Origin of the sequence: Methylobacterium sp. Leaf111, assembly GCF_001423285.1 — a bacterium.
Classification (GTDB): Bacteria; Pseudomonadota; Alphaproteobacteria; order Rhizobiales; family Beijerinckiaceae; genus Methylobacterium.
Genome location: NZ_LMNE01000007.1, coordinates 12,857 through 38,790 on the forward strand (window position 1 = coordinate 12,857; position 25,934 = coordinate 38,790).

26 protein-coding genes and 2 tRNA genes are annotated in these 25,934 nt (G+C 71.6%); 15 read left to right on the plus strand and 13 right to left on the minus strand.

Annotated features, from left to right (window positions below):
- Positions 1-56: 56 nt before the first annotated feature.
- Positions 57-1,523 carry an FAD-binding oxidoreductase gene (locus ASF41_RS07360; RefSeq protein ID WP_056492129.1) on the minus strand — a complete coding sequence of 489 codons (1,467 nt, stop codon included), beginning with the start codon at positions 1,521-1,523 and terminating at the stop codon, positions 57-59.
- Positions 1,524-1,668: 145 nt separating this feature from the next.
- Between ASF41_RS07360 and ASF41_RS07365 the strand changes: the two genes are divergently transcribed.
- From ASF41_RS07365 to ASF41_RS07380, 4 genes are all read left to right on the plus strand, one after another.
- Complete coding sequence (locus tag ASF41_RS07365; RefSeq protein ID WP_056492038.1) at positions 1,669-2,367, plus strand: fumarylacetoacetate hydrolase family protein; 699 nt, start codon at positions 1,669-1,671, stop codon at positions 2,365-2,367.
- A 5-nt stretch (positions 2,368-2,372) separates the two neighbouring features.
- Positions 2,373-2,849, plus strand: a complete 477-nt coding sequence (locus ASF41_RS07370; protein ID WP_056492043.1) for an NUDIX domain-containing protein — start codon at positions 2,373-2,375, stop codon at positions 2,847-2,849.
- Positions 2,850-2,984: 135 nt separating this feature from the next.
- Positions 2,985-3,059, plus strand: a tRNA-Gly gene (locus ASF41_RS07375).
- A 108-nt stretch (positions 3,060-3,167) separates the two neighbouring features.
- Positions 3,168-3,242: transfer RNA gene (locus tag ASF41_RS07380), tRNA-Gly, on the plus strand.
- Positions 3,243-3,322: 80 nt separating this feature from the next.
- Here ASF41_RS07380 and ftrA read toward each other — a convergent pair.
- Entirely contained in the window at positions 3,323-4,309 is a 987-nt protein-coding gene (ftrA, locus tag ASF41_RS07385; protein WP_056492046.1) for a transcriptional regulator FtrA, read from the minus strand.
- Positions 4,310-4,395: 86 nt separating this feature from the next.
- Here ftrA and ASF41_RS07390 point away from each other — a divergent pair, with 86 nt between their 5' ends.
- From ASF41_RS07390 to ASF41_RS07400, 3 genes are all read left to right on the plus strand, one after another.
- Positions 4,396-4,815: a rhodanese-like domain-containing protein gene (locus ASF41_RS07390; protein WP_056492048.1), complete on the plus strand. Its 420-nt coding sequence runs from the start codon at positions 4,396-4,398 to the stop codon at positions 4,813-4,815.
- A 103-nt stretch (positions 4,816-4,918) separates the two neighbouring features.
- Positions 4,919-6,025: a hypothetical protein gene (locus ASF41_RS07395; protein ID WP_056492052.1), complete on the plus strand. Its 1,107-nt coding sequence runs from the start codon at positions 4,919-4,921 to the stop codon at positions 6,023-6,025.
- Complete coding sequence (locus ASF41_RS07400) at positions 6,022-7,689, plus strand: DUF2336 domain-containing protein (RefSeq protein ID WP_056492055.1); 1,668 nt, start codon at positions 6,022-6,024, stop codon at positions 7,687-7,689. Before ASF41_RS07395 ends, ASF41_RS07400 begins: the two co-directional genes overlap by 4 nt.
- Positions 7,690-7,696: 7 nt before the next feature.
- Here ASF41_RS07400 and ASF41_RS07405 read toward each other — a convergent pair whose 3' ends face one another.
- Complete coding sequence (locus ASF41_RS07405; protein ID WP_056220208.1) at positions 7,697-8,467, minus strand: NAD kinase; 771 nt, start codon at positions 8,465-8,467, stop codon at positions 7,697-7,699.
- A gap of 136 nt (positions 8,468-8,603) precedes the next feature.
- On the opposite strand from ASF41_RS07405, the gene cutA reads away from it, so the two are divergent.
- Entirely contained in the window at positions 8,604-8,936 is a 333-nt protein-coding gene (gene cutA, locus ASF41_RS07410; protein ID WP_056492058.1) for a divalent-cation tolerance protein CutA, read from the plus strand.
- On the opposite strand, the gene ASF41_RS07415 is transcribed toward cutA, so the two are convergent.
- The 9 genes from ASF41_RS07415 to croR form a co-directional block, all read right to left on the minus strand.
- Positions 8,915-10,045 carry a glycosyltransferase family 2 protein gene (locus ASF41_RS07415; RefSeq protein WP_056220215.1) on the minus strand — a complete coding sequence of 377 codons (1,131 nt, stop codon included), beginning with the start codon at positions 10,043-10,045 and terminating at the stop codon, positions 8,915-8,917. The two genes, cutA and ASF41_RS07415, sit on opposite strands and share 22 nt — an antisense overlap.
- Positions 10,045-10,845 carry a lysophospholipid acyltransferase family protein gene (locus tag ASF41_RS07420; RefSeq protein ID WP_056492060.1) on the minus strand — a complete coding sequence of 267 codons (801 nt, stop codon included), beginning with the start codon at positions 10,843-10,845 and terminating at the stop codon, positions 10,045-10,047. The genes ASF41_RS07415 and ASF41_RS07420 overlap by 1 nt, the downstream gene beginning before the upstream one ends.
- A gap of 11 nt (positions 10,846-10,856) precedes the next feature.
- Positions 10,857-12,383 (minus strand): NAD(P)/FAD-dependent oxidoreductase, encoded by a 1,527-nt coding sequence (locus ASF41_RS07425; protein WP_056270573.1) that lies wholly within the window; start codon positions 12,381-12,383, stop codon positions 10,857-10,859.
- Positions 12,384-12,507: 124 nt separating this feature from the next.
- The gene (locus ASF41_RS07430; RefSeq protein WP_056492063.1) at positions 12,508-13,701 is read right to left on the minus strand and encodes an ABC transporter permease; all 1,194 of its coding nucleotides are present in this window, start codon (positions 13,699-13,701) and stop codon (positions 12,508-12,510) included.
- A complete protein-coding gene (locus ASF41_RS07435) occupies positions 13,698-14,684 on the minus strand; it encodes an ABC transporter ATP-binding protein (RefSeq protein ID WP_056492066.1) in 987 nt (328 codons plus the stop codon). The genes ASF41_RS07430 and ASF41_RS07435 overlap by 4 nt, the downstream gene beginning before the upstream one ends.
- A gap of 7 nt (positions 14,685-14,691) precedes the next feature.
- A complete protein-coding gene (locus ASF41_RS07440) occupies positions 14,692-15,123 on the minus strand; it encodes a DUF2141 domain-containing protein (protein ID WP_244472513.1) in 432 nt (143 codons plus the stop codon).
- Positions 15,120-16,700, minus strand: a complete 1,581-nt coding sequence (crtI, locus tag ASF41_RS07445) for a phytoene desaturase family protein (protein WP_056220235.1) — start codon at positions 16,698-16,700, stop codon at positions 15,120-15,122. Before crtI ends, ASF41_RS07440 begins: the two co-directional genes overlap by 4 nt.
- Positions 16,701-16,869: 169 nt before the next feature.
- Positions 16,870-17,622 (minus strand): RNA methyltransferase, encoded by a 753-nt coding sequence (locus ASF41_RS07450; protein WP_056382737.1) that lies wholly within the window; start codon positions 17,620-17,622, stop codon positions 16,870-16,872.
- An 82-nt stretch (positions 17,623-17,704) separates the two neighbouring features.
- Positions 17,705-18,184 carry a 3-hydroxybutyryl-CoA dehydratase gene (gene croR / locus ASF41_RS07455; RefSeq protein ID WP_055949554.1) on the minus strand — a complete coding sequence of 160 codons (480 nt, stop codon included), beginning with the start codon at positions 18,182-18,184 and terminating at the stop codon, positions 17,705-17,707.
- Between the two features lie 235 nt (positions 18,185-18,419).
- Here croR and ASF41_RS07460 point away from each other — a divergent pair, with 235 nt between their 5' ends.
- From ASF41_RS07460 to ASF41_RS07470, 3 genes are read left to right on the plus strand one after another with little or no spacing between them, the layout of a single operon-like run.
- A complete protein-coding gene (locus tag ASF41_RS07460) occupies positions 18,420-19,040 on the plus strand; it encodes a cation transporter (RefSeq protein WP_056220238.1) in 621 nt (206 codons plus the stop codon).
- A gap of 19 nt (positions 19,041-19,059) precedes the next feature.
- Positions 19,060-19,905 (plus strand): metallophosphoesterase, encoded by an 846-nt coding sequence (locus ASF41_RS07465; protein WP_056220241.1) that lies wholly within the window; start codon positions 19,060-19,062, stop codon positions 19,903-19,905.
- 56 nt (positions 19,906-19,961) lie between these two features.
- Positions 19,962-20,183 carry a hypothetical protein gene (locus ASF41_RS07470; RefSeq protein WP_055949561.1) on the plus strand — a complete coding sequence of 74 codons (222 nt, stop codon included), beginning with the start codon at positions 19,962-19,964 and terminating at the stop codon, positions 20,181-20,183.
- Between the two features lie 15 nt (positions 20,184-20,198).
- Here ASF41_RS07470 and ASF41_RS07475 read toward each other — a convergent pair whose 3' ends face one another.
- Positions 20,199-20,576: a 4a-hydroxytetrahydrobiopterin dehydratase gene (locus ASF41_RS07475; protein WP_056348584.1), complete on the minus strand. Its 378-nt coding sequence runs from the start codon at positions 20,574-20,576 to the stop codon at positions 20,199-20,201.
- Between the two features lie 261 nt (positions 20,577-20,837).
- Here ASF41_RS07475 and ASF41_RS07480 point away from each other — a divergent pair, with 261 nt between their 5' ends.
- The 4 genes from ASF41_RS07480 (at position 20,838) to xoxF1 (ending at position 25,842) form a co-directional block, all read left to right on the plus strand.
- Positions 20,838-21,830: an ABC transporter substrate-binding protein gene (locus ASF41_RS07480; RefSeq protein WP_056492069.1), complete on the plus strand. Its 993-nt coding sequence runs from the start codon at positions 20,838-20,840 to the stop codon at positions 21,828-21,830.
- A 44-nt stretch (positions 21,831-21,874) separates the two neighbouring features.
- The gene (locus ASF41_RS07485; protein WP_056220251.1) at positions 21,875-22,612 is read left to right on the plus strand and encodes an ABC transporter permease; all 738 of its coding nucleotides are present in this window, start codon (positions 21,875-21,877) and stop codon (positions 22,610-22,612) included.
- Positions 22,593-23,369: an ABC transporter ATP-binding protein gene (locus ASF41_RS07490; protein WP_056492072.1), complete on the plus strand. Its 777-nt coding sequence runs from the start codon at positions 22,593-22,595 to the stop codon at positions 23,367-23,369. Before ASF41_RS07485 ends, ASF41_RS07490 begins: the two co-directional genes overlap by 20 nt.
- A gap of 670 nt (positions 23,370-24,039) precedes the next feature.
- A complete protein-coding gene (xoxF1, locus tag ASF41_RS07495) occupies positions 24,040-25,842 on the plus strand; it encodes a lanthanide-dependent methanol dehydrogenase XoxF1 (protein ID WP_056492075.1) in 1,803 nt (600 codons plus the stop codon).
- Positions 25,843-25,934 lie beyond the last annotated feature (92 nt).

The window sequence follows — 25,934 nt, forward strand, 5'->3', positions numbered from 1 at the left end:
GGCAAGTCCTTGTGCGCCGCACAACAGCAATCCGGACGGGCCCGGTCCGGTTCCGCCTAAATTTTTGTTGAGCCTTCGAAAAAGCCGAATGACGCCCCCTCGCCGGCCCGGCGGTCGGGCAGAACCTTGCCCGGGTTGAGGATGTTTGCCGGGTCCAGGGCGGCCTTGAGGCTGCGCATCAGGTCGAGGGCCACCGGGTCGGCGTAGCGCGCCAGTTCGTCGCGCTTCAGGAGGCCGACGCCGTGCTCGGCCGCGATGGAGCCGCCGAGCCCGGCGACGATGTCGTGGACGATCCGGTTGAAGCGCTCCCAGGCGGCGAGGAACGCGGCGCGGTCCATGCCCACGGGCTGGCTGAGGTTGAAGTGGATGTTGCCGTCACCGAAGTGCCCGAAGGCGCAGACGCGCAGACCGGGCATCGCCGCCTCGCAGGCCCGCGTCGCCCGCGCGAGAAACTCGGGCAGGCGGGAGAGCGGCACCGAAACGTCGTGCTTGATCGAGCCGCCCTCCGCCTTCTGGACCTCGGAGAGGCTCTCGCGCAGATCCCAGAAGGCGTTCGCCTGCGCCTCGCTCGCCGCCAAGGCCGCATCTTCGAGGAGCCCCGCGTCCTGCGCCCGGGCGAGCAGCATCTCCATCAGGGTCGCCGCGTCCTCGCCGGGTCGGGTGGTGGAGAGCTCCACCAGCGCGTAGGCCCCGTGCGCCCCGGCCAGGGGCCGACGGGCCCCGGCCCGGTGGCGCAGGACGATCTCCAGCCCGAAGGGGGCGATGTACTCGAAAGCGGTCAGGGTCGGGCCGGCCTCCGCCCGCAAGCGCCGGAACAGCGCCAGGGCGGCCTCGGCCGAGGCGAGGCCGACGAAGGCCACGGCGCGGGAGGTCGGCCGGGGAAAGAGCTTCAGCACCGCGGCGGTGATCAGCCCGAGCGTTCCCTCCGAGCCGAGGAACAGGTGCTTGAGGTCGTAGCCGGCATTGTCCTTGCGCAGGCCCTTCAGCCCGTTCCAGACCCGGCCATCGGCCAGCACCACCTCGAGCCCGAGGACGAGGTCGCGGGCGTTGCCGTAGGCGAGCACGGCGGTCCCGCCCGCATTGGTGGAGAGATTGCCGCCGATGCGGCAGGACCCCTCGGAGGCCAGCGAGAGCGGGAACAGCAGGCCGGCGGCCTCGGCGGCAGCCTGGACGTCGGCCAGCACCATGCCGGCTTCCACGGTGATGCTGGCATTGACGGGGTCGATCGCCCGCAGGCACGTCAGGCGTGCCATCGACAGCACGATGCCCCCCTGCGGCAGGCCGCCGCCGACATGGCCGGTGTTGCCCCCCTGGGCCACCACCGGCACCCCGGCCTCGGCGCAGGCACGGACCACGCCGGCGACCTCGGCGGTGTCGGCGGGCCGCACCAGCGCCAGGGCTTGCCCACGCCGCAGCCCGCGGGTCTCGGCGAGGTGGGGCGCGAGGTCGGCCGGGTCGGTGAGGACGTGGGCGGCGCCGAGATGCGCGGCGAGGTGCGCCAGCAGGCAGGAGGGGTCGGTCACCACGGAACTCGCAACGGCAGGCCTCGGCTCGCGGCAGGATGGCGCGGCCGGGCCCGCTGCCTATGATAGGGATGACGCGGCGTCCTGTGCAGGGCGAGCGACCGGGCGCCGCGCCACATCCGCCGAGAGAAGAGGTTGGAGACCCATGCTGTCCGTGATCCCGAACCCGCCTCGCATCGCCCTTCCGATCGTCGGCAGCGACGACCTGTTTCCCGTGCGGCGGGTCTACTGCGTCGGTCGCAACTACGCCGCCCACGCCCGCGAGATGGGCAAGGACCCCAACCGCGAGCCGCCGTTCTTCTTCATGAAGCCCGCCGATGCCCTGCAGATCGTCACGGGCGACGATCCGGTGGACCACCCCTATCCGCCGCGCACCGAGAACTACCACTTCGAGGTGGAGATGGTGGCGGCCCTCGGGCAGGGCGGCCGCGACATCCCGGAGGCTTCCGCCCTCGACCACGTCTACGGCTACGCCGTCGGGCTCGACATGACCCGGCGCGACGTCCAGGACGAGGCCAAGCGCCTGGCGCGCCCCTGGGACCTCGCCAAGTCCGCCGATGCCTCGGCGCCGATCGGACCGCTGCACCCGGCCTCGGCCATCGGCCATCCCGCGCGAGGCGCCATCACGCTGGCGGTGGACGCGGGCGAGCGCCAGCGCGGCGACCTCTCCGAGATGATCTGGTCGACGCAGGAGCAGGTCGCGCTGCTCTCGACCTACTTCGAGCTGCACCCGGGCGACCTCATCTTCACCGGCACCCCGTCGGGCGTCGGCGCCGTCCGGCGCGGCGAGACGATGACGGCCGCCATCGAGGGCCTCGGCGCCATCCGCCTGCGCGTCGTCTGAGCCGCATGCTCCTGCAACGCCCCTGGATGCGGCGCCTGATCCACTACGGCGCCCTGGCGACGCGCGGCATGACCCTGGGTGTTCGCGGCGTCGCCATCGACGCCGAAGGCCGGGTCTGCCTCGTCCGCCACACCTACGTGTCGGGCTGGCACCTGCCCGGCGGCGGCATCGAGGCCGGCGAGAGCGCGGTGACGGCCATGGTCCGGGAGTTCCGCGAGGAGGCCGAGATCGTCGTCGATCCCGGGCATCCTCTGCGGCTGCACGGCTTCTATCACAGCCGCACGGGGGCCGGGCGCGACCACGTCGCCCTCTACGTGGCCGCCGCCTTCGCGGTGCGGGCGCCAAAACAGCCCGACCGCGAGATCGCCGCCTGCGGCTTCTTCCCCCTCGATGCGCTCCCGGCCGAGACCACCGCCGCCACCCGCGCGCGCCTGCGTGAAATCCGCAAGGGCCTGCCCCCGCCCGCGCAGTGGCAGCCCTAAGGGGCGGTGCGATGCCGGCAAACGGCCCGCGGGGCGAGCGCCGGGATTCAGCGCTTGCAACGCCCGACGGAATGGTGTTTAGAGACGCCGTCCGGGGCCGCCGGCGGGTCTTTCCCACCAGCGGCGCGGTTGTGAGCGGGTGTAGCTCAGGGGTAGAGCACAACCTTGCCAAGGTTGGGGTCGAGGGTTCGAATCCCTTCGCCCGCTCCAATTAACCGAACGAGACGACCGGAGTGACAGCCGCTGGAAGTGGCTTTTTGCTTCGTTGAGACAACGAACCGTCCGGCGCGAGGGTCTCCTTCGCCACGACGGGTGTGAGCGGGTGTAGCTCAGGGGTAGAGCACAACCTTGCCAAGGTTGGGGTCGAGGGTTCGAATCCCTTCGCCCGCTCCAAATTTCCAATCCTTCCAGATCCCACCCAGCGCCCTCCGGGGCGCTTTTTCGTTGGCGGGCCATCGGTCGGCGGCGCGGCGTCAAGGTCGCGGGCGCGCGGCAGCCCGGTAGGCCGCGGGCGTCACCGCGTAACGCCGGCGGAACTGCTGGCGCAGGGTCGCTGCGGTGGCGAAGCCCGCCGCCTCGGCGACGGCCTGGAGCGGTTGGTCCGCCTGCTCCAGCAGGTCACGGGCCCGGGCGAGGCGCAGATCGAGGAGCCAACGGGCCGGCGTCGTGCCGGTGGCGGCGGAAAAGCGACGCAGGAGCGTTCGGGGACTCATGCCCGCACGGTCTGCCAGATGGGCGACCGGCCAGTCCCGGGCCGGCGCCGCCCGCATGGCATCGAGCAGCGGCCCGATCCGCGCCGCCTCGTGGAGCGTCGGCACCGCACCCGCGACCACCTGGGCCTGGCCGCCGTCCCGGTGGGGCGGCACGACGAGGCGCCGGGCGACGGCATTGGCGGCGGCCGGCCCGAAATCGCGGCGCACGAGGTGCAGGCAGAGGTCGATCCCGGCGGCCGAGCCGGCGGAGGTCAGGATCGCGCCCTCGTCCACGTAGAGCACGTCGGGGGTGAAGCGGATGCCGGGATGGCGTGCGGCCAGGGCCTCGGCATGGCGCCAATGGGTGGTGGCGCGGCGCCCCTCGAGCAGGCCCGCCGCCGCGAGCACGAAGACCCCGGAGCAGATCGACAGGATGCGCACCCCGCGGGCCGCGGCCGCCCGCAGGGCGGTGGAGAGGGCTTCGGGGACCGGCTTGTCCGCACCCCGCCAGCCCGGCACCACGATGGTGCCGGCACGCTCCAGGAGATCGAGCCCGCCATCGGCGAGGAGGCGCACGCCGCCCTCGGCCCGCATGGGCCCCGGATCGAGCCCGGCCACGGCGAAGCGGTACCAGTCCGGCCCCATCTCGGGACGGGGCAGGCCGAAGATCTCCACGGCGACGCCGAACTCGAAGGTGCAGAGGCCGTCATAGGCCAGCACCACCACGAGACGGTCGGCGGGGGACAGGCGCGCCTGCGATTTTGGCATGATCGCGACGCTAATCGGCAATCCGGGCCGCCGCCAAGGGGCGCGCCCGCTGCTAGGTCTGCCGTCCCCTGCGACGGAGAACCCCAATGAGCCCCGTGACCGCCATGCCCGCCTGTCCGCCCGCCATCGCCCGCGATCACTTCCGGCGTCGCCTGGAGTTGGAGACCGATTGCGCCGACGTGGCGGCGGCCCTGGAGGCCGGCCCGCCCGACTTCGTGCTGCTGCACGCCGTCGGCTCGGCGGCGGCGTTCCGGCGCCGTCACCTCCCCGGCGCCGTGCACCTGCCGCACCGGCTGATCACGGCCGAGCGCCTCGCCGCCTGGCCCGCCGACACGCTGTTCGTGGTCTACTGCGCCGGCCCCCACTGCAACGGGGCCGACCGGGCGGCCCTGCGGCTCGCCGAGCTCGGGCGCCCGGTCAAGCTCATGCTCGGCGGCCTGAGCGGCTGGGCGGACGAGGACTTGGCCTTCGCGGGTGAAGACCAGTCCGGCGGGGGCCAATCCTGAAATCGGGCATCGTGCGCGAGCCGACTCTTCAATCTTCCTTTACCATAGGGAGAACAAAGTTGCCGTCGGGGCGGCGCTCGGGTCCGCCCCCAGCCGGACGGCCATGTTCCTCTTCACCACGCCCCCCGCCACTGCCCGCGATCCCGGCGCCAGCCGGGACCTCGGCACGCGCGACGGCGCCGCCGGGCGCACGGGGGCGTCGAGCGGGGTCATCGAGGCGATCCGCGACGGGGCACAGACCTCCGGCGCGGGCTTCGACTATCTCCTGGCCACGGCCCAGCGCGAATCCGCCCTCGACCCCTCCGCCAAGGCGGGTACTTCCTCGGCCACCGGCCTGTTCCAGTTCATCGAGCAGACCTGGCTCGGCACCCTGAAGACCGCCGGTCCCCGCCTCGGCCTGGGGACCTACGCGGACGCGATCACCCGGAGCGCCGACGGCACCTACGCGGTGAGCGATCCGGCGGCCAAGCAGACCATCCTCGACCTGCGCCGCGATCCGCGGATCGCCGCGACCCTGGCGGGGGCCCTGACCGAGCAGAACCGGGAAGCCCTGACCGGCGCCCTCGGACGCGAGCCCACCGGCGGCGACCTCTACGCCGCCCACGTCCTCGGCGCGCGCGGCGCCGCCGCCCTCATCGCCACCGCCCAGGCAAGCCCGGCCCGGGCCGCCGCCCTCGACATGCCGGAGGCGGCGGCCGCCAATCGCGGCCTGTTCTACGACAGAGGCGGCCGCCCCCGTGGCGCGGCCGAGCTCTACGCCCACCTCGCCGCGGCCCGCACGGGCGCGGCGCCGGCTACACCCGCCGCCACGATCAGCCTGCCCGAGGGCACCACCGCCTACGCCTCCCTCAACGAGGGCGGCCTGCGCTCGATGTTCCAGACGGATCCGCGCCAGCAGGGCGGCGTCTCGGCCGGGGTCGCCCGCCTCTGGCAGGGGCGCAGCGGCGGGACCGATGCGGTTCGGCCGGAGCCGGCTCGCGCGGCGCCGACCTATTTCCCGCGCTCGGACGGCACCGAGAGCGTGACCGGGGGCGCGCCCCCCGTCGCCGCGCCGGCGATTGCCGCCAACCCCGTGCCGGCCGCCTCCGCGGCCCTGGTGGGAGCCCCCCTGCCGCCGCGCCGTCCGGCGGAGTTCGGCGCCTCCGGCCAGTCGCCCCGCCCCGGCGCCCCCCTCGACCTGTCCCTCTTCACGATCCGGAGCGGCTCATGATCATCCGCCAGTTCCTCGCCTGGACGCAGCACACCTCCGCGGCGCGACGGGCGGAGGCCGCGGGTGCTCTGGCCCGGGCCTACCTCTACGACGGCCTCGGCGAGGACGTGGCCTGGGAGGTGGAGGCCGCGCTCCTCGCCCTCCTGGACGACCCTTCCAGCCTGGTGCGCCGAGCCCTGGCGGAGGCCTGCGCCGCCTGCGCGAACGCCCCGCGTCCGCTGATCGTGGCGCTGGCGGGCGACCAGGCCGAGATCGCCACCCTGGTGCTGGCCCGCTCGCCCGTGCTGAGCGACGCCGACCTCGTCGACGGCGTCGCTATCGGGTGCCTCGCCGCCCGCCGCGCCATCGCGGGCCGGATCGACCTGTCGCCGGCCGTCGCCGGGGCGCTCGCCGAGATCGCCGAGCCCGAGGCCCTGGTCGTGCTCGCCCGCAACTGCAGTGCCCACATCACCACCGGCAGCCTGATGCGGATGGTGGAGCGCCACGGCGACGTAGCCGCCCTGCGCGAGGCGGTCCTGGCCCGGCCCTACCTGCCCCTCGAGGTGCGCCAGAGCGTGACCACGCGCCTCGCCGAATCGCTCTCCGCCTTCGCGGTGTCCTCCGGCTGGCTCACCCCGGCCCGCAGCGCGCGCGCCAGCCGCGAGGCGCAGGAGCGCACGACCCTGGCCTTCTGCGCCGAGGCCCATCCCGTCGACCTCGCCCGGCTCGTCGGCCACCTGAAGGCCTGCGGCCAGCTCAATGCCGGCCTGCTGCTGCGGGCGATCCTGTCCGGCAACATGGCCTTCGCCGAGATGGCCCTGGCCGACCTCGCCGGCCTCCCCGTCCGCCGGGTGGCCGGGCTGATGCACGATGCCTCCACCGCCGCCTTCGCGGCCCTGCACCGCAAGGCCGGCCTTCCACCGGTGCTGCTGCCGGCCTTCAGCGCCGCGCTGTCGGCCTGGCGCGAGGCGGGGCAGGGCGCCATCGCCAGCGCCGGGGCGGGCCTGTCGCGCCTGATGATCGAGCGGGCGCTGACGGCCTGCGAGACGATGCCCTTCGCGGAGGCGCAGAGCGTCATGGCGCTCCTGTCCCGCTTCGAGGCGGAGGCCGCCCGCGACGAGGCCCGGGTGCTCGCCCGCGAACTCGCCGCCGAGGCCGAGCGCAGCGAGATCCTGCGGATCGAGCGCGAGATCCTCGACGCCGAATGGCGCGAGGCCCAGCGCCAGGTCCTGGCCGACTGGGACACCCCGCAGGTCCTCGAGGCCGCGCCGGCCGCCGCAGCCCCCGAACCGGTCGCCGAGACCGTCGCGGCGATCGCGCGCGCGGCTTTGGAAGGAACCTCGGAAGCGATCCAGGAAGAGACCGCGCCGGTGGCCGTCGACTCCGCTGCGGAGGCGCCGCCCGTCGTCGCGGACCTGCCGACCCCGGATGCGCCGGTGGAATCGGACGTCGCCCCTGTCGTGGCGATCCGGGCCGTCGTGCCGGCCGAGGCGCCAGCCGACGTCGAGAAGGGGCGCACCGACCCGGTGGGCCTGATCCTCGACGGACTCTCCGACTCGCTGCTCGCCGAGTTCGAGGGCAGCCGCGCCCGGCGCCGTGCCCTCGCCACCGAGGTCGTGCTCGACGCGATCCCCGAGGCGCTGATCGCCAGCTACCGCGAGGACCGGGCGCGCCTCGCCGCGTGAGGGGCGATCAGCCGAACTGCTCGCGCAGGATGCGCTCGTCGAGGCTGTGGCCTGGATCGTGCAGCAGAGTCAGGTTGGTGGCGTGGTCGAGCCAGGTCTCCACCGTGCAGACCCGCCGAAACTCGGTGTGGTCGGCCACCGCCGCCACCGGGCGGTGCGCGGCGTCGAGCACCTCGATAAGAATGCGGGCGTAGTCCGGCAGCAGGGCCCCGTGCCAGCGCCGGGGCCGGAAGGCCGAGATCGGCGTCAGGGCCAGGAGCCGGGCATTGAGGGGCAGGATCGGGCCGCCCACCGACAGGTTGTAGGCGGTGGACCCCGCCGGGGTCGCCGCGAGCACGCCGTCGGCGATGAGCTCCGGCAGGCGGACATGACCGTCGATCGAGATCCGCAGCTTGGCGGTCTGGTGCGTCTGGCGCAGCATGTAGACCTCGTTCAGGGCGCGGGCCTGGTGCCGGCGCCCCTCCGTGTCCACGGCCTCCATCATCAGCGGGTGGATGATGCTGCGCTTGGTGTTCTCCAGGCGCTCGATCAGCCCGTCCTCGCGGAACTCGTTCATGAGGAAGCCGACGGTGCCGCGGTTCATGCCGTAGATCGGCGTGCCGGCATGCATGAAGCGGTGCAGGGTCTGGAGCATCAGCCCGTCGCCGCCGAGCGCCACCACCACGTCGGCCTCGTCGGGCGGCACGTGGTCGTAGCGCCGCATCAGGGTCGCGGCCGCCTGGCGGGCGTCCTCCGTGGGACTTGCGACGAAGGCAAGCCGTTCGAAACGCCGGGCCATGGGCTCACATCCGCCTTGCCGACCACCTTGCCGACGCGGAGCCTTCGCTCCAGCGTCCCGTTCCCAGTCCTGCCGGCAGTCCCGCCGGCCCGCTCCCGCCGGTGGAGCGGCGGAACCCTGGTCGGAGACCCATAGCATGGAGCGGCCGCTTCTCGTCTACACCACCTTCCCGGATGCCGGCACCGCCCTGACCGTCGGAGAGGCGCTGGTGCGTCTGCGCCTCGCGGCCTGCATCAACGTCCTGCCGGGGATGCTCTCCGTCTACGCCTGGAAGGGCGCGGTGGAGCAGGGCTCGGAGGTCGTCGCGATCCTGAAGAGCCGCGAGGGCCTCGCCGAGGCCCTCGGCGCCGCCCTGAAGGCCCGCCACCCCTACGAGACGCCGATCATCCTGCACCTGCCGGTGGCGGGGGCCGATCCCGAGACCGCGGCCTGGATCGCGGCGGAGACTCAAGGGCCGCCGATCGGGTAGCTCCGGCCCTTCCACAGAGGCGTGCCGCTGCCCTTGCGCCGCAGGAGGGCGGTCCACTGGATCGCCAGGGCGACGAGGACCGTCGCCGGGTGGAGCAGAACCGTCCCCAGGGGCTCGCGGGTGACCAGGGTGATCGCCGCCCGGGTCGCCAGGGAGACGAGGGCGGCGGCGAAGGCCAGGAACGCGGCGTGGCCGGATTCAAGGCCGGCCAGGGCCGCCAAGAGGAGGAGCCAGGGCAGGACGTGCCCGCCGACCAGGAGCAGGGTCCAGACCGGCAGGGCCCGCGGGGTCGCCATGCCCTCGTGGGCGTTCTTCGAGAAGCCGGCCCAGCTCTGGGCGAAGCCGCGGTACATCCGGCAGGTCGCCAGGGCGTGCCCGGCGACGAGGTCGGTCCGGTAGCCGGCCTGCCGGAAGCGTCGCGGCAGTACGACCCCGTCGTGCAGGCTGGTGCGCACGGCGCCGTGCCCGCCGGTGGCCGCGTAGGCCTCGCGACCGACGAGAATGAGCTGGCCGCAGGCGGCCCCGAGGCTGGGGCGCGGGGAGGCCCGCATCATCGCCATCGGCAGGTAGCCGAGGAGCAGGAAGTTGATCATCGGCACCGTCAGGCGCTCGCCCAGCGAGCCCATCAACTGGCGCGGCACGCCGCTCACCAGGGCGCTCTCGGTCCGGCGCGCATGGGCGGCGAGGGCCGCCGCCGCCGCGGGCGCCAGGCTCACATCGGCATCGACGAAGAGGAGATGCGTCCCGGTCGCGGCCTCCGCCAGCCGTGCGCAGGCGTGGTTCTTCCCCGTCCAGCCCTCGGGCAGGGGCGGGATCGCGACGAGGCGCAAGCGCGGGTCTTCGGCGGCGATGGCGGCCACGATGGCGGCGGTGTCGTCGGTGGAATGGTCGTCGCCGACGAGCACCTCCAGGGCGACACCGGCGCTCGACAGGGCGGCCCGCACGGTGGCGGCGATCACCGCGGCCTCGTTGCGGGCCGGGATCAGCACCGAGACCCGGGCCCGGACGTCGAGATCCGGCTCGGGGGTGCGCAGAATCGAGAGGTTCACCCAGGCGACCAGGGCGGGCAGCAGCGCACAGGCCAGGGCCAGGATCGCGAAACCGAGCATCACGGAACCGGATCTCCCTTCTGGCGGTGGGCCGGCTCGAAGCGCCGGCCCGTGACGACGGCCCCGAGGCGCCGCCAGAGATCGTAGATCCCGCCGATCCCCTTGGCACCGGACGCGAGCGGCGTGAAGCGTCCGGCCTCGCGCGCGACCACGTCGGCGCTGAGCCGGTCGAGGGTAGCGGTCAGGTCCGCCTCCATCCGGGCGAGGCGCTCGGCCCGGGACAGGGCGAGCAGCTCGGCTCCGGGGATCGGCGCCCCGAAGGCCGCGAAGGCCTCGCCACCGCGCTCCTCCCAGAACGCGTATTCGAGGGCCAGCGGTACGAACAGGGCGTCGGGTGCGATCTCGGGCAGGCGGCCGACGCCGGCGCGCAGGCCCAGAGGCCGGGCGCGGACGTCCTGGAAGCGCCCCTGGGCGGTGATCCAGATCATCCGGTTCGGCGCCCCCAGGATGCGCCGCGTCGCCTTCAGGAACTGGGCGGCGCCGCGGGCCGAGTCGAGGTCCACCGCGAAGGCCCCCATGCGGGCGAAGACTGCGTACTTCTCCAGCATCCGCGCGTCAAAGGGCGCATAGCTCTCGCGGCGGGGAAACAGCCGTCCGGCCAGGAGGATGACCACGGCGGCGTCCCACCAGGCCGGATGGTTGCAGTAGACCACCACCGGCCCGGGATGGTCGGCGCAGGCCGGCACGCCCCAGCGGGCGAGCCGCAGGGCGTTGAGGTGGCGTCGGATGTAGCGGTCGAAATACCCGACCATGAACCGCCACAGGGCGGGCGATCGGGCGGGGCCGTCCTCGCGGGACATGCGTCGGGCCTTCAGGCGCTGGCGCGCTCCTCTCCCCGGGCATCGGTGTCGAGGGCATCCGCCGCGATCCAGCCCGACATCATCACCATCGGCATGCCCGGACCCGGATGGGCCGCACCGCCGGCGAGGTAGAGGCCGCGGACTTGCCGGGAGCGGTTGCCCGGCTTGAAGGCGCCCATGAACTTGCCGTGCGAGGCCAGGCCGTAGATCGCGCCGTTGAGCACCTTGTAGCGCTCGTGGATGTCCTGCGGCGTCAGGTGGCGCTCGACGACGATGCGCTCCTCGAGGTCGGGCATGTTGCCGGTGCGCTTGAGCTTGTCGAGGATGACTTGCCGATAGGCCGGGAACATCTTCGACCAGTCGTGGTGCGGGCGCAGATACGGCGTGTGCACGAGGACGTAGAGCGCCTCGCCGCCCTCGGGCGCCACCGACGGGTCGGTGGAGGAGGGGGCAGCGAGGTAGGCGGTCGGGTCCGGGGCCGGCTCGCCCTTGCGGTAGATGTAGTCGAACTCCTCCTCGGGGTCGCGGGAGAAGACGAAGTCGTGGTGATTCAGGTGCTCGTAGCGCTTGTTCAGCCCGAGATAGAGGACGACACCGGAGCAGGCCGGCTCGAAGCTTTTCTTCTCGTAGGATTTGCCGACGTCGCCGCCGACGAGTTCCCGGTAGGTGCGTACCGAATCCATGTTCGAGATCACGGCGTCGAACGGGGTGACGCCGGAGGCGGTCCGCACGCCCTTGACCGCGCCCTGCTCGATGGCGAGGCCGGTGACCTCGTCGCCGGGCCGCAGGGTGGCGCCGAGTTCGGAGGCGAGCTTGGTCAGGGCCTCGGCCACGGCGCGGGTGCCGCCCATCGGGTACCAGACGCCCTCGGCGGTCTGCATGTGGGCGATGGCGCAGAGCACGGCGGGCGCGCCGTAGGGCGAGGAGCCGACATACTGGACGAAGTGGTCGAGCATCTGCGCGAGGCGCGCATCCTTCACCTTCGAGCGGATGGTGCCGGCGACCGACGAGCCCATGCGCAGGGACAGCACGTCGCGCAGGGTGCCGGGATTCATGTTGGCGCGGATGTTGATCGTGTCGAACAAATCCTCGACCGGCTTCCAGAAGAAGAACTTGTTCGAGACGTCGTGCAGGTGTTCGGAGATCTCGAGGAACTTCTTGTAGCCCTCGCCCGCGCCGGTGTTGGGCGCGAAGCGCTCCATGTCGGCGGCCATGGTGGGCACGTCGGCCATGAGGTCGAGCTGGGTGTCGTCGTCGAAGAAGCAGCGCCACTGCGGATCGAGGCGGCGCAGGTCCAGGTAGTCGTGGATGTTGCGCCCGGCCTCCTGGAAGATGCGCTCCAGCACTTTGGGCACCGTGAGGATGGTCGGCCCCATGTCGAAGCGGAAACCGCCCTCGTGCAGGACCGCGGCCTTGCCCCCGAGCCAGTCGTTCTTGTCGTAGAGCGTAACGGTGTGGCCGCGCGCGGCGCTCACGCAGGCAGCCGCCAAGCCGCCCAACCCTGCGCCGACGACGGCGACCGAAGACCCAGCCCGCATGTTCGTGTCACTCCCCGGGCCGGTCCGAAAGCCCATACCCTGCATGAAGCTAGACCGGATGGCCGCGCGGTCAACGCGCTAACCGGTCGCGGCGTGGACCGACGCCGTCTTCGCCCGTACCTTCCTAGCTCGTTCGCCGCGACACCAGCCCCAGCGCGACCCCCAACCCCGCCGCCGCCACGGCGGCCATCACGCCCCAGGCGGACAGCGCCGCGGCCCAGCCCTCGCTCAAGGCGTTCTGGTAGGCCTCGATCGCCCAGGCGTTGGGAGTGAGCCAGCCGGCCTCCTGCAGCCAGGGCGGCATCAGGAAGCGGGGCACCATGCTGCCGCCCACCGCCGAGAGCAGGAGGACGCCGAAGGTCGCGGCAAGGTGCGCCTGCTGGCGGGTGGCGGAGGCCGCGCAGGCGGCCAGGGCGAGGCCGGCCGCCATCGCCGAGACGAGGAGGGAGGTCACCAGCCAGGCGCCCGCATGGGGCAGGATGTCGACGCCGTGCAGGAGGGCGGCGGCCGAGAAGATCAGCCCAGCCTGGACGAGGCCCTGGCCCACCAGGAACAGGAACTTGCCCAGCACCACCACACTGAGCCCGCCGGGTCCCGCCATCAGCCGATCGGCGAGCCCGGACTGGCGCTCGTCGACGAGGGAGAGGGCGCCCTGCATGGCGGCGAAGAGCAGGAACACCGCCGTGATCGCCCCCGCGTAGTAGCTGACGCGATCGTTGGTGGCACCCGAGGCGGTGCTGCGTCGCTCCACCAGGGAGGCGAAGGCGAAGGGCTCCTTGCGGGCGCGCTGCTCGGCGAAGGCCTGGTTGAGGAAGGCCCGTTCGTCCGGGCCGATCTTGCCCGAGCGCTCCACGTCGGCGACGATCCGGGCCAAAACCACGTCGGGCAGGGCCTCGTTGAGGACGCGCTGGAGCTGGCCCAGCGCGATCGGGGTGGCGAGGGCCTTCGCGGGATTCTCGATCAGCACCACGGGCTGGTCGGCGCGGGTCGAGCCGGCCTCGAGGTCGCCGCGCAGCACCAGGGCGACGTCGACCTCGCCCCGGCGCACCGCCGCGACGGCGCCGTCGAGATCGGAGGCGGCGAGGCGTCCGACCCGGAGGGACGGGTCCGCCTCCAGGGCCTGCATCAGGCGCTGCGTCGTCGGCGTCCGGGCCAAGTCGAGGAGGCCGACATGGATGCGGATGCGGTCGCCCAGGGCGCCGGAGAAGATCGCGGCGAAGATCACGAAGATCACGGTGGGCAGCACGAAGGCCATGACCAAGGCGGCCCGGTCGCGCACCAGGCCGAGCAGCATCACGCGGAAGGCGGCCGAGATCATGCGGGGGTCTCCCGTTCGGCGAGCCCGTCCGCGGCCGGCGGCGCAGATCCCGCCAGCGCATCGCGATACACCGCCTCCAGCCCGGGGGCTCGGATGCGGATCTCGGCGATGGGCACGCCCGCGCTCCGGAGGTCGGCGAGCAGGTCGGCGCCGTCGCGGGGCGTGCCGCTCAGGCGGCGCGCCCGCCAGGTCGAGCCGGTGTCGAGGGGCACAAAGCCCGCTTGGCGCAGGACCGCCTCCGCCGCCCCATCGGCGGGGGCGACGAGGGCCGCCTCGTGCTCGGGGGCCTCGGCGCGGATGCGGGCGAGGAGATCGGACAGGCGGCCGTCGGTGACGATCCGCCCCTGCGCCAGGATGGCGACCCGGTCGGCCAGGCGCTCGGCCTCGGCGAAGTCGTGGGTGGCGACGAGGAGGGCCGTGCCGGCCTCGCGCAGGCGCGCGAGCACGGCATGGATGGCCGCCCGGGCGTGCAGGTCGACGCCCTGCGTCGGTTCGTCGAGGAGGACGAGGCGGGGTCGCGCCATCAGGCTGGCGGCGATGTTGACCCGGCGCTGGTAGCCGCCCGAGAGCAGCCCCACCGGGCGCCGGGCGACCTCGCCGAGGGCGCAGAGGGCGAGGCCCGTCGCCACCGCCTCGGCCCGCCCGCGCCGGGGGATGCCGGCGAGCTGGGCGAAGACCGACAGGTTCTCGGCCACAGAGAGGCGGGGATAGAGGGCGATTTCCTGGGGCACCCAGCCGATCGCCCGGCGCGCCGCCGGCGTCCGATGGGGATCGGCGCCGGCCACGCGGACGCTGCCAGCACGGGGGGCGAGCCGACCCGCGACGAGGCGCATCAGCGAAGTCTTGCCGGCGCCGTTGGGGCCGAGGAGCGCGAGGGTCTCGCCGGCGCCGAGGGCGAGGTCGACGCGCTCCAGCACGCGGGTGCCGCGATAGGCGAGGGCGGCGCCGGCCACCCGCAGGAGCGGCTCGGAAGGGAGGCTCACGCGGCGCTCAGCGGGGCGGCAGCGCGCGCGACAGGCGAACCCGCACGCCGACGCCCGGCTCCCGCACGGTGAAACGCGCGCGCGCGAAATCGGGGCGGGCGGACCGGACGGACTCGCCGGAGAAGCCGTAGGGCTCGAGGGGCAGGCCTAGGCCGGTCCGGTCGAGGCGGCCGTTGCGGTTGGTGTCCTGATAGGCCACCGCCGCGTAGATCCCGGGCCTCACGTTCGCGAAGACGAAGCGCTGGGCAGCGGCCTGGGGCTCGGCCTGCTGCCCGGTCCGGCAATCGGCCTCGGACAGGCCGTCCTGGCACAGGGCGACGGAGACAAGGCCGCCGGGCTCGATGCCCTCGACCTCCACCGCCACGGAGGCCGCCCGGGCCGCCCCCGAAACCAGGACGAGGGCGCAGAGACCGGCCAGGGGCCGCGACAGCCCCCTCAAGTGGCGTCGCCCGAGGTGGCCAGGGGCGCGGTGGCCGGGATGCCGGCACTGGCGGCTCCGACGCGCCCGGCGGAGAGCTCCTCGATCAGGAGGCGGGCGGTGATGCGCGCGCCCTCGTAGATCACCGGCAGGCCGGAGCCCGGATGGGTTCCGCCGCCGACGAGGTAGAGCCCTGGCCCGAAGCGGTTGTGCGGGCGGAAGTAGAGCATCTGCATCAGGTCGTGGGCGAGGTTGAAGGTGGCCCCCTCGTGCACGAAGAAGTCGTCGCGCCACTCGGTCGGGTCGACGATGCGCTCGTAGCGGATGCGCGATTCGATGTCGCCGAGGCCGAGCAGCTTCAGGCGGTCGAGGACGAGGCGGCGATAAGTCTCCCGCAGCCCCTTCCAGTCGATGCCCGCCTTCAGGTTCGGCACCGGCACCAGCACGTAGAGGCTGGTCTGACCGGGGGGCGCCATGCCGCCGTCGGTGAAGCCCGCATGCTGCACGTAGAGCGAGGGCTGCATCGGCAGGATGCCGTCGGTGATCTCCCGGATGTTGCGGGCGTAATCCTCCGACAGCAGGATGGTGTGATGGCCGAGGGCCTCCGGCATCGGCCCGTCGAGGCCGAGATACAGCATGAAGGTCGAGCAGGAGAGGCGCGCCTTCGCGATCTTGGTGTCGCGCCAGCGCGGCCGATGCTGCTGCGGCACGAGGTCCTGGATGACCTTGGCGAAGTCGCCGTTGATGACGACCGCGTCGGCCTGCAGGGTCTCGCCGTTGCAGACGACGCCGCTGGCGCGCTTGCCCTCGAACAGCACCCGCTCGACGCCCGCCCCGAGGCGGATGTCGACGCCCATCCGGCGGGCGAGGCCCGCCATCGCCTCCGAGACGGCGCCGCACCCGCCGACCGGATGGTAGACGCCGTGCTCGTATTCGAGGAACGACAGGATGGTGAACAGGCTCGGGCACCGGAACGGCGACATGCCGAGGTATTTGGTCTGGAACGCGAAGGCGAGGCGGACCCGCGGGTCCTTGAAGTAGCGCTGCAGGTCCTTGTCGACGCTGCGCCCCGGATGGAGGTGGGGCAGGGCGGCGATCATGGCCGGGGAGGCCATGGCCCGCAGGGTATGGAAGGCCTGCTCCAGGACGGGCTTGAAGAACTTCAGTTTGACCCGGTTATCAGCGAAGAACTTGCGCACGTTCTTGGCGTCGTCCGGCGCGATGCGCGCCACCTCGGCCTCGAGGCGGTCCATGTCGTTCGTGGCGCGGATCTCGCCGCCCGCCTCGAAGACGAGGTGGTACTGCGGATCGAGGCGCTCGAGCTTGACGTGGTCTTCCAGGCGCTCGCCGCAGGTCTCGAAGATGTCGGCGAGGATCTGCGGATAGAGGAAGAAGGTCGGGCCGATGTCGAACCGGAAGCCCCCGGGCGCCTCGACGGTCTTTGTGCGTCCGCCCACCGCCGGATCCTTCTCCAGCAACGTGACGTGCACGCCGGCGCGGGCGAGGAGGAGTGCGGTGGCGAGGCCGCCGGGACCGGCACCGACGATGATGACGCGGCGTCCGGACAAAGTCCGCAAGCCGTCCCGTGACTGCAACAACGCTCAAAACTCCATCGTCTACAGGCCCACGCGCCTCATCCATGTGGCGCGGGAGCATGGTCCGTCCAGGGCTCGCGGTCTAATCTTGACCGTAGCGGTGCAGGCGGCAATGGGGGCGCAGTGTCGCGCATCCCCGGCCCATCGGGCCGCGGACGCCCGCGATCCGCCGTCAGGCTGCCCGGGACAGGTGATGCAGCGCGATCGCGCCCGCCGTGGCGACGTTGAGCGAATCGAAGTCCGGCGCCATCGCGATGCGGACGGTGCGCAGGCGCGCCATCAGGTCCGGCGGCAGGCCCGGCCCCTCGCTTCCGAGGAGGAGCAGGGTCCGGTCGGGGGGCGCCAGGGCCGCCAGGGTCTCGGCTCCGCCGGGGCTCAGGGCCAGGGGCTCCAGGGCGTGACGCGCCGCGAAGGCCACGAGCGCGTCCGCATCGGCGAGTTGCAGGAAGGGGACGATCAGGGCGGCGCCCGCCGAGACGCGGATCGCCTTGCGGTAGAGCGGATCGCAGGTGCCGGCATCGAGGAGCACCGCGTCGGCCCCGAAGGCGGCGGCGTTGCGGAACAGGCCGCCGACATTGTCGTGGTTGGTCAGGCCGACGAGACCGACCACGAGGGCCGGTGCCGGGGCGGGCGGCAGGCCGGGGAGGACGGCATCCGTGGCCTCCGCCCCGCGCAGGCCCACGCCGAGGACGCCGCGATGGATCGGAAACCCGGTGATCGCGCTCATCACGGGCTTCGCCGCGGTGTAGACGGGCACGGGCTCGGGCAGACGGGCCAGGGCCGCCTCCAGGCCGGCCAGGCGCTCGGGCGCCAGCAGGACCGATTCGAGGCCGAACCGGGCTCGGGCCGAGAGCATGACCCGCAGGGTCACCTCGCCCTCGACGATGAAGCGGCCGGCACGCCCGACGAGGTCGCGCTCGCGCATCGCCGTATAGGGCGCGAGGCGCGGGTCGGCGGGATCCTCGATGGCGATCGGCGCGGGTCGGCAAGGGGCGGCCAAGGCAGCGTCAGGCGCTCGCCGGACGCCCGCCCATGCGCACCGCCAGGGGATCGGCCTCGGCCTTGGTCGGCACCTTCACCAGGGCCTCGCCGTCGAGGACGACCTCACCGGCCACCGAGCAGGTGCATTTCAGGCGGGCACGGCGGCGCTCCGGGACGAGTTCGGCCACCTCGACCGTGACCTCGACGGTGTCGCCGATGCGCACCGGCGCGCGAAAGTTCAGGGTCTGGCTGATATAGACCGCGCCGGGGCCGGGCAGGCGGGTGCCGAGCACCGCCGAGATCAGGCCGGCGGTGTAGAGACCGTGGGCGATCCGGGTGCCGAAGGGCGTGCGCGCCGCGAAGTGCTCGGACAGGTGGATCGGATTGCGGTCGCCGGTGATCTCGGCGAAGCCCACCACGTCGGAGGAGGCGATGACCTTGTTCAGCGTCTCGGAAAGGCCGACCTCGAGATCCTCGAAGTACAGGACGCGCAGTTCGGGCATCATCGGCAGTTTCCCCTGACTTCGGGTGTGGCACGCGGGTCTCGTGCGGCGTGGCTTTTCGCCTCGCACAGGCGGCGGGCCAAATCCAGTATCCGGCAGCCGAAAAGCATCGCGCCGAGTCGTGAGCCTCGACAGACGGAGGCACTTCGCGCCATGGAGACCCTTGCCGCGAGGCGCCGGGCCCGGGTCCGGGGACCTCACCTTGAAGACCGCACCGTCACGAGACGAGCCGCCGCCCGTGTCCGCCACGCCCACCCCGTCCGCCACCCTGCGCCCGGTGGTCGCCCGCGTCGCCGGGCTGAACCTCGCGTATTTCGGCATCGAGATCACGGTCGCCCTGGCGATCGGCTCGCTGGCGCTCATCGCCGACAGCCTCGACTTCCTCGAGGACGCGGCGATCAACCTGCTGATCTTCGCCGGGATCGGCTGGAGCGTGCGCAACCGGGCGCGGCTCGGGGCCGTCCTCGCCGTCATCCTGCTCCTGCCGGCGCTCGCCACCGCCTATGCCGCCTGGATCAAGTTCGCCACGATGGCGCCGCCGGCCCCGATCCCCCTGACGCTCACGGGCATGGGGGCGCTGGCGGTCAATCTCACCTGCGCGATGATGTTGGCCCGCCACCGCTCGGGCGGCGGCAGCCTGACCCGGGCGGCCTACCTCTCCGCCCGCAACGACGCCTTCGCCAACCTGGCGATCATCGCCGCCGGCCTCGCCACCGCCCTGACCCTGTCGGCCTGGCCCGACCTCATCGCGGCGGCCGGCATCGCCATCCTCAACGCGGATTCGGCGGGCGACATCCTGAAGGCCGCCCGCGCCGAGTGGCGCGCGGCCAAGGCCGTGTCCGAGAGTCCGGTTCCCTGAGAGGCTTCGAGCCCCCGCCATGCGCCTGTTCCCCATCTCCGACCTGCACCTCGAGCGCCGGCGCCTCGACGTCATCCCGCGCCCGACCCGGCCCTTCGACGTGCTGGTCTGCCCCGGCGACCTGCACGAGGGCAGGCCCGAATCGGGGCTCGCGGCCCTGATGACCCTGGCGCAGGGACGCCCGATCGTGCTGGTGCCGGGCAACCACGAGCACTACGCGCCCACCGGCGACCGGCGCACGGCTCCGGAACTCCTCGCCGCCCTGGAGACCGAGGTACTGCGCCTGAACGGGGAGGGGGCGGACATCCACCTGCTCCAGCGCGGGGCGGCGATCGTCCTCGACGGTGTCCGCTTCGTCGGCACGACCCTGTGGAGCGACTGGTCGCTGGCCGGCCTCTGGCTCGACGAGAGCGGCGCCGACGCGCCGTCGGATCCGGTCGCCTACGCGGCCGCGCGGATGACCGATCCGGTTACGGGCTCGCGGGAGTATCGGGGCTCCATCCGCAACGGTGACGGCACGGCCTGGTCGCCCGCCGACGCGATGGCGGCCCATGAGCGGGAGCGTGCCCTGCTGGCCGCCGCCCTGGCGCAGCCCCATGCCGGCCCGACCGTCTGTGTCACCCATCACCCGGCGAGCCCGCGCGCGGCCGAGGCGTTCCGCCACGTGCCCGGCGTGCCCTGGTGGGTCCCGGCCTTCTACGCCACCACCGCCCTGGAAGACCTGCCCGAGGCGGACCGGCCCGACCTCTGGGTCTCGGGCCATTTCCATGCCGGGCACGACCTGTGGATCGGCCGGACCCGCTGGGTGGCGAACCCGGTGGAGGGGCGGGACTTCTCCGCCGATCACATTCTCACGATCGATTGAGACCGGAGGGGCGCCGGTGGCGTACCTGTCCGGCAACGAACCGCCGGAGCTCGCCCATGAACGCTTTCATCGCCGTGGTCCTCGTCTGCGCCAACGGGATCCCGATCGAGGCCTGCACCGACGACAAGGCCAGCGAAGTCCGCAAGGTCCGCGTCGCCAACGAGCTCGGCTGCACCAACGGCTGGCAGGAGATCATCGCCCGCACCGACCTACGGGACGAGGTCGGCAAGACGAGCTACCTCAAGACCGAGTGCCGCCGGGTGAAGCAGGCCGACTGACCCGGACGCGGCCGACTACTTGTCGTACTTGATGTAGGCGAAGCGCGGATCGGTGGGGGTGCCCTCGAGCGCGCCGCCCTCGGTGCCGGGCTGCCAGCCGACCACCTCCTCGATCTTGGCGGCCAGGGCGAAGTCCTTCTCGGTGATGCCCTTGGCGGCGTGGTTGGTCAGCCGAACCTCGACCCAGGCGTAGGAGGCGGTGATGTCCGGGTGGTGCCAGGCGGCCTCGGCGAGGTGGCCGACCGTGTTGATCACCATCAGCGTGCCCTTCCAGCTCGCGGTCTTGTAGGTGCGCCGGATCCAGCCCTCTTCCAGGCGCCAGGCCGGAAGCTCGCGCGCGAGGCGCTCCGTGACGGTGGCGTCGTCGATCACGTCGTCCCGTGTGCCGGCCATGGTCCCACTCTCCCTCGAACACGCAGCGTTGCCGACTCTCTGCGCCCGGCCCCGGCCGTGCGCAAGGGATCACGCCCGGTTCGCAAGGTGTCGCGCCGGATCCGGAAGGATTGGCCAGTTCGGAAGCGACCATCCGCCCGTTGGACTTGCCAATTCGTCCTGTGGACGCCCTGGGCCCGACCTCCTATGAAGATTGCCAACCAACGCCGGCCTTCACGGGACACCCCGAGCGTTCGACTTGGAAACCAGGGAGAGTCCCTCATGCTGTCACGGCGCGGATTGCTCGCGACGGCGGCACTGTTGCCCCTGCCCTGGAGCCTCGCCCGGCCGGCGCGGGCGGCCGGGCCGTCCTTCCGGGTGGGCAGCCTGCCGTTCGGCACGGTCTCCTGGGAAGCGGCGGTGATCAAGGCGCGCGGCCTCGACAGCGCCAACGGCTTCACCCTCGACGTGGTCAAGCTCGCCGGCAACGACGCGGCACGGATCGCCTTCCTGGGGGGCCAGGTCGACACCATCGTGGGCGACCTGCTCTGGGCCGCACGGCTCGGCAACGAGGGCCGCGCGATCCGCTTCTTCCCCTACTCGACCACCGAGGGCTCGCTGATGGTGCCGGGCGACAGCCCGATCCGGACGCTGGCCGACCTCAAGGGCAAGCGCCTCGGCGTGGCCGGGGGCCCCCTCGACAAGAACTGGCTCCTGCTCAAGGCCCAGGCCCGGGACACCGTCGGCATCGACCTCGAGACCCAGGCCACCATCGCGTTCGGCGCGCCGCCCCTCCTGGCGCTGAAGCTGGAGCAGGGCGAGCTCGATGCCGGGCTGCTGTACTGGACCTACTGCGCCCGCCTGGAGCCCAAGGGTTTCCGTCGCCTGATCGGCTCGGACGACATCATGCGCGCCTTCGGCGCCACCGGCTCGATGGCCCTGATCGGCTACCTCCTCGACGACGCCACCGTGAAGGACAAGGGCGAGGCGGTGACGGGGTTCGCCCGCGCCTCCAAGGCCGCCAAGGATCTCCTCGCCAACGATCCCGCTGCCTGGGACGTTGTGCGCCCCCTGATGTCGGCCGACGACGAGGCCACCTTCCAGGCCCTGAAGCGCGACTTCCTCGCGGGCGTCCCGCGCCGGCCCCTCGCCACGGAGCGCAAAGACGGCGAGACGCTGTTCAGCGTGATGGCCCGGCTCGGCGGCGAGCGCCTGGTCGGCGCGGGCACGACGCTCCCCGCGGGCCTGTACTTCGACGGCACCGGCAATGGCTGAGGCCGCCCCGCGCCCGCCCTCCGCGCGTCCGACGCCCTGATCCGATGGGCTTTGCCACCCGTCTCGCCTCCGTGCTGGTCCTCCTCGCGGGGTGGCAGGTCGCGGCCTCGGCCGCGGGCTCGCGGCTGCTGCCGGCGCCCCTGGCGATCCTGGACTTCATCGTGCGCGAATCCGCCACCGGCGACCTGTGGTGGAACGTCGGCATCACCCTCTCGCGGGTCGGCATCTCCTTCTTCCTGGCCATGACACTGGGCGTGCTCCTCGGGATCGCCCTCGGGCGCTCGCGCCGGCTCAACCTCGTCCTCGACACCCCGCTCCTCATTCTCCTCAACACGCCCGCCCTGGTGATCACGGTGCTGGCCTACATCTGGGTCGGCCTGAACGAGGCGGCCGCCATCGTCGCCGTGGTCCTGAACAAGCTGCCGAACGTCGCCGTGATCCTGCGCGAGGGGGCCCGCGGCCTCGATCCGCAACTGGAGGAGATGGCGCGCAGCTACCGCTTCGACCGGCGGACCTGGATCGCGCACGTGCTGGTGCCGCAGCTCCAGCCCTTCGCGGTGGCCGCCGCGCGCTCCGGCCTGTCGCTCGCCTGGAAGATCGTGCTGGTGATCGAGCTTCTCGGCCGGCCCAACGGCGTCGGCTTCGCGATCAACTACTACTTCGTCCAGAGCCTGAACGTGGCGGCAATCGTCGGCTATAGCATCGTGTTCATGAGCGTGATGATCGCCATCGACATCCTCATCCTCCAGCGGCTCGAAGCCTATGTCCGACGCTGGCGCTGAGGGGATCGCCGTTCCCGCCTCCGACGGCGCGGGCGCGGCCCTGCGGGTCGACATCCTCCGCAAGGTCTATGGCAGTGCCGGCCCGGAGCCCGTGGAGGCGGTGCGCGACCTCGCCTTCACGGTGACGGCGGGCGCCATCACCTGCCTGATCGGCCCCTCGGGGGCCGGCAAGACCACGACCCTGCGCATCCTCCTCGGGCTCGACGCCGATTACGAGGGCCGCGTCACGCCGCCGCCGGACGAGGCCGGCATCGCCATGGCGTTCCAGGAGCCGCGGCTGCTGCCCTGGCGCACCGTCGAGCAGAACGTCCGCCTCGCCCTGCCGCGGCCGGCCCGCACCCAGAACCTCGATGCCCTGTTCGACTCTCTCGGCCTGACTCCCTGGCGGGGCCGCTACCCGGGCGCTCTGTCGCTGGGCATGGCCCGGCGGGTCTCGCTCGCCCGGGCGCTCGCGCAGAAGCCGCGCATCCTCATCCTCGACGAGCCCTTCGTCTCCCTCGACGACAATGCGGCGGCGGCCCTGCGCGGCCTCGTGGTCGCGGCGGTGGAGGGCTCCGGCATGGGCGTCCTCATGGTCACCCACAACGTGGCCGAGGCCCTCGAGATCGCCGATCGCCTGCTCCTGGTCTCGGGACGACCGGCGAGCCTCCTCGGCACGATCACCCTGGATCGGCCGCGGGGCCAGCGCGAACGCGGCTGGATGGAGGCGAACCGAGCGTCCCTCGCCGCCCGATTCCCGGGCATCATCGCAAGCTGATTCGCCCCGGATCGGACAATGCTCGCGCCTCGCTCGCGCGCTGTCTTCACTTTTCCCAGACCGGATGCGGCGAGACCGCGCATCCGATGAGCATCCCCAGGGTTCCGCGGATGCCGGATATGACCATCACAATCCCCCGCTCCGGCACGTGATTTTGAAATATACCTCCTTTTAGGCATTTTATTTCACGAACGCATCTTCTCGCAGGGGCTCTTTTGCTGCGAACATAGCTTCGATCGCATGACCATACCGGCCAAGCTCAGGCTACATGCGCCAAACGCATGATGATGAGGCCAAGCTGTTTAAAACACTTTGTCTTACCAATTTGAGATATTGCAACGCACAATCCGATGCTGCGAAGCGTGAGCCTGACAGAATGTCGGCCAAAGGCTCACGAGGACTTGTGCGAAGCCTGGAAGCACAGGGCGCAAGCGAGTTGACGCCGGCCGAATTTTTCTTAGAGTTCATTCAAGCTTCGGTTTCGAGGGGCGCCGCAAAGGGATAGCGGCCCCTGACTACACAAACCCCGTCCTGGCCATTAGTGGTTTGGAAATAAGGGTTTGGCGTCCGCTACCGAGGCGAACCTATCCCTGTCGCAAACAGTCAGATCACGGCGTGATCCTGCGGGTTTTCCGCATGATGGCGGCTGCAAGATCTGTCGGAGGAATCCATGAGAGCGGTACATCTTCTCGCACTCGGCGCCGGCATGGTCGCTTCGACCACGGCGTTCGCCAACGAAGACGTCCTGAAGCGCACGGCCAACCCGGCCGAGCAGGTCCTTCAGACCGTCGACTATGCCAACACGCGCTATTCGAAGCTCGACCAGATCAACGCCAGCAACGTCAAGCAGCTCCAGGTGGCCTGGACCTTCTCGACCGGCGTGCTGCGCGGCCACGAGGGCTCCCCGCTCGTCGTCGGCAACATGATGTACGTTCACACCCCCTTCCCGAACATCGTCTACGCCCTCGACCTCGACAAGGACGGCGTGATCGTCTGGAAGTACGAGCCCAAGCAGGACCCGTCGGTCATTCCGGTCATGTGCTGTGACACGGTCAACCGTGGCCTCGCCTACGCCGATGGCGCCATCATCCTGCACCAGGCCGACACGACCGTCGTCTCGCTGGACGCGAAGTCCGGCAAGGTGAACTGGTCTGTGGTGAACGGCGACCCCAAGAAGGGTGAGACCAACACCGCCACCGTTCTCCCGGTGAAGGACAAGATCATCGTCGGCATCTCCGGCGGCGAGTTCGGCGTGAACTGTCACGTCACCGCCTACGACGCCAAGACGGGCAAGAAGGTGTGGCGCGGCCACTCCCAGGGCCCCGACGCCGACATGATCATGGACCCCGAGAAGACCACCTCGCTCGGCAAGCCGGTCGGCAAGGACTCCTCGCTGAAGACCTGGGAAGGCGATCAGTGGAAGACCGGCGGCGGCTGCACCTGGGGCTGGTTCTCCTACGATCCCAAGCTCGACCTGATGTACTACGGCTCGGGCAACCCCTCGACCTGGAACCCCAAGCAGCGTCCGGGCGACAACAAGTGGTCCATGACGATCTGGGCGCGTAACCCCGACACGGGCGCCGCCAAGTGGGTCTACCAGATGACCCCGCACGACGAGTGGGACTACGACGGCATCAACGAGATGATCCTCACGGATCAGAAGGTTGACGGCAAGGAGCGTCCGCTCCTGACCCACTTCGACCGTAACGGCTTCGGCTACACCCTCGATCGCGCCACCGGCGAACTCCTGGTCGCCGAGAAGTTCGATCCGGTCGTGAACTGGGCCTCGAAGGTCGACATGGACAAGGGCTCCAAGACCTACGGTCGTCCGCTCGTCCAGGCCAAGTACTCCACCGAGCAGAACGGTGAGGATACCAACTCCAAGGGTATCTGCCCCGCCGCTCTCGGCACCAAGGACCAGCAGCCTGCGGCCTACTCGCCGAAGACCAACCTGTTCTACGTGCCCACCAACCACGTCTGCATGGACTACGAGCCGTTCCGGGTTTCCTACACCCCGGGTCAGCCCTACGTCGGCGCGACGCTGGCCATGTACCCGGCCCCCAACAGCCACGGCGGTATGGGTAACTTCATCGCCTGGGACGGCGTCGCTGGTAAGATCAAGTGGTCGAACCAGGAGCAGTTCTCGGTGTGGTCGGGCGCCCTCGCCACCGCTGGTGACGTCGTGTTCTACGGTACCCTCGAGGGTTACCTGAAGGCCGTCGACTCCAAGACCGGCAAGGAGCTCTACAAGTTCAAGACCCCGTCGGGCATCATCGGCAACGTGATGACCTACAGCCACAAGGGCAAGCAGTACGTCGGCATCCTGTCGGGTGTCGGTGGCTGGGCCGGCATCGGCCTCGCGGCCGGCCTGACCGACCCGAACGCCGGTCTCGGTGCGGTGGGTGGTTACGCCGCCCTCTCGAACTACACCAACCTTGGTGGTCAGCTGACCGTCTTCTCGCTGCCGAACTAATCGGTCGCACGCAACGGTAGATCATAGGGTGCCGGCGCGGGTTTCCGCGCCGGCACCTTTATGATTAGAATTGGAAGAACAACACGCGAAAC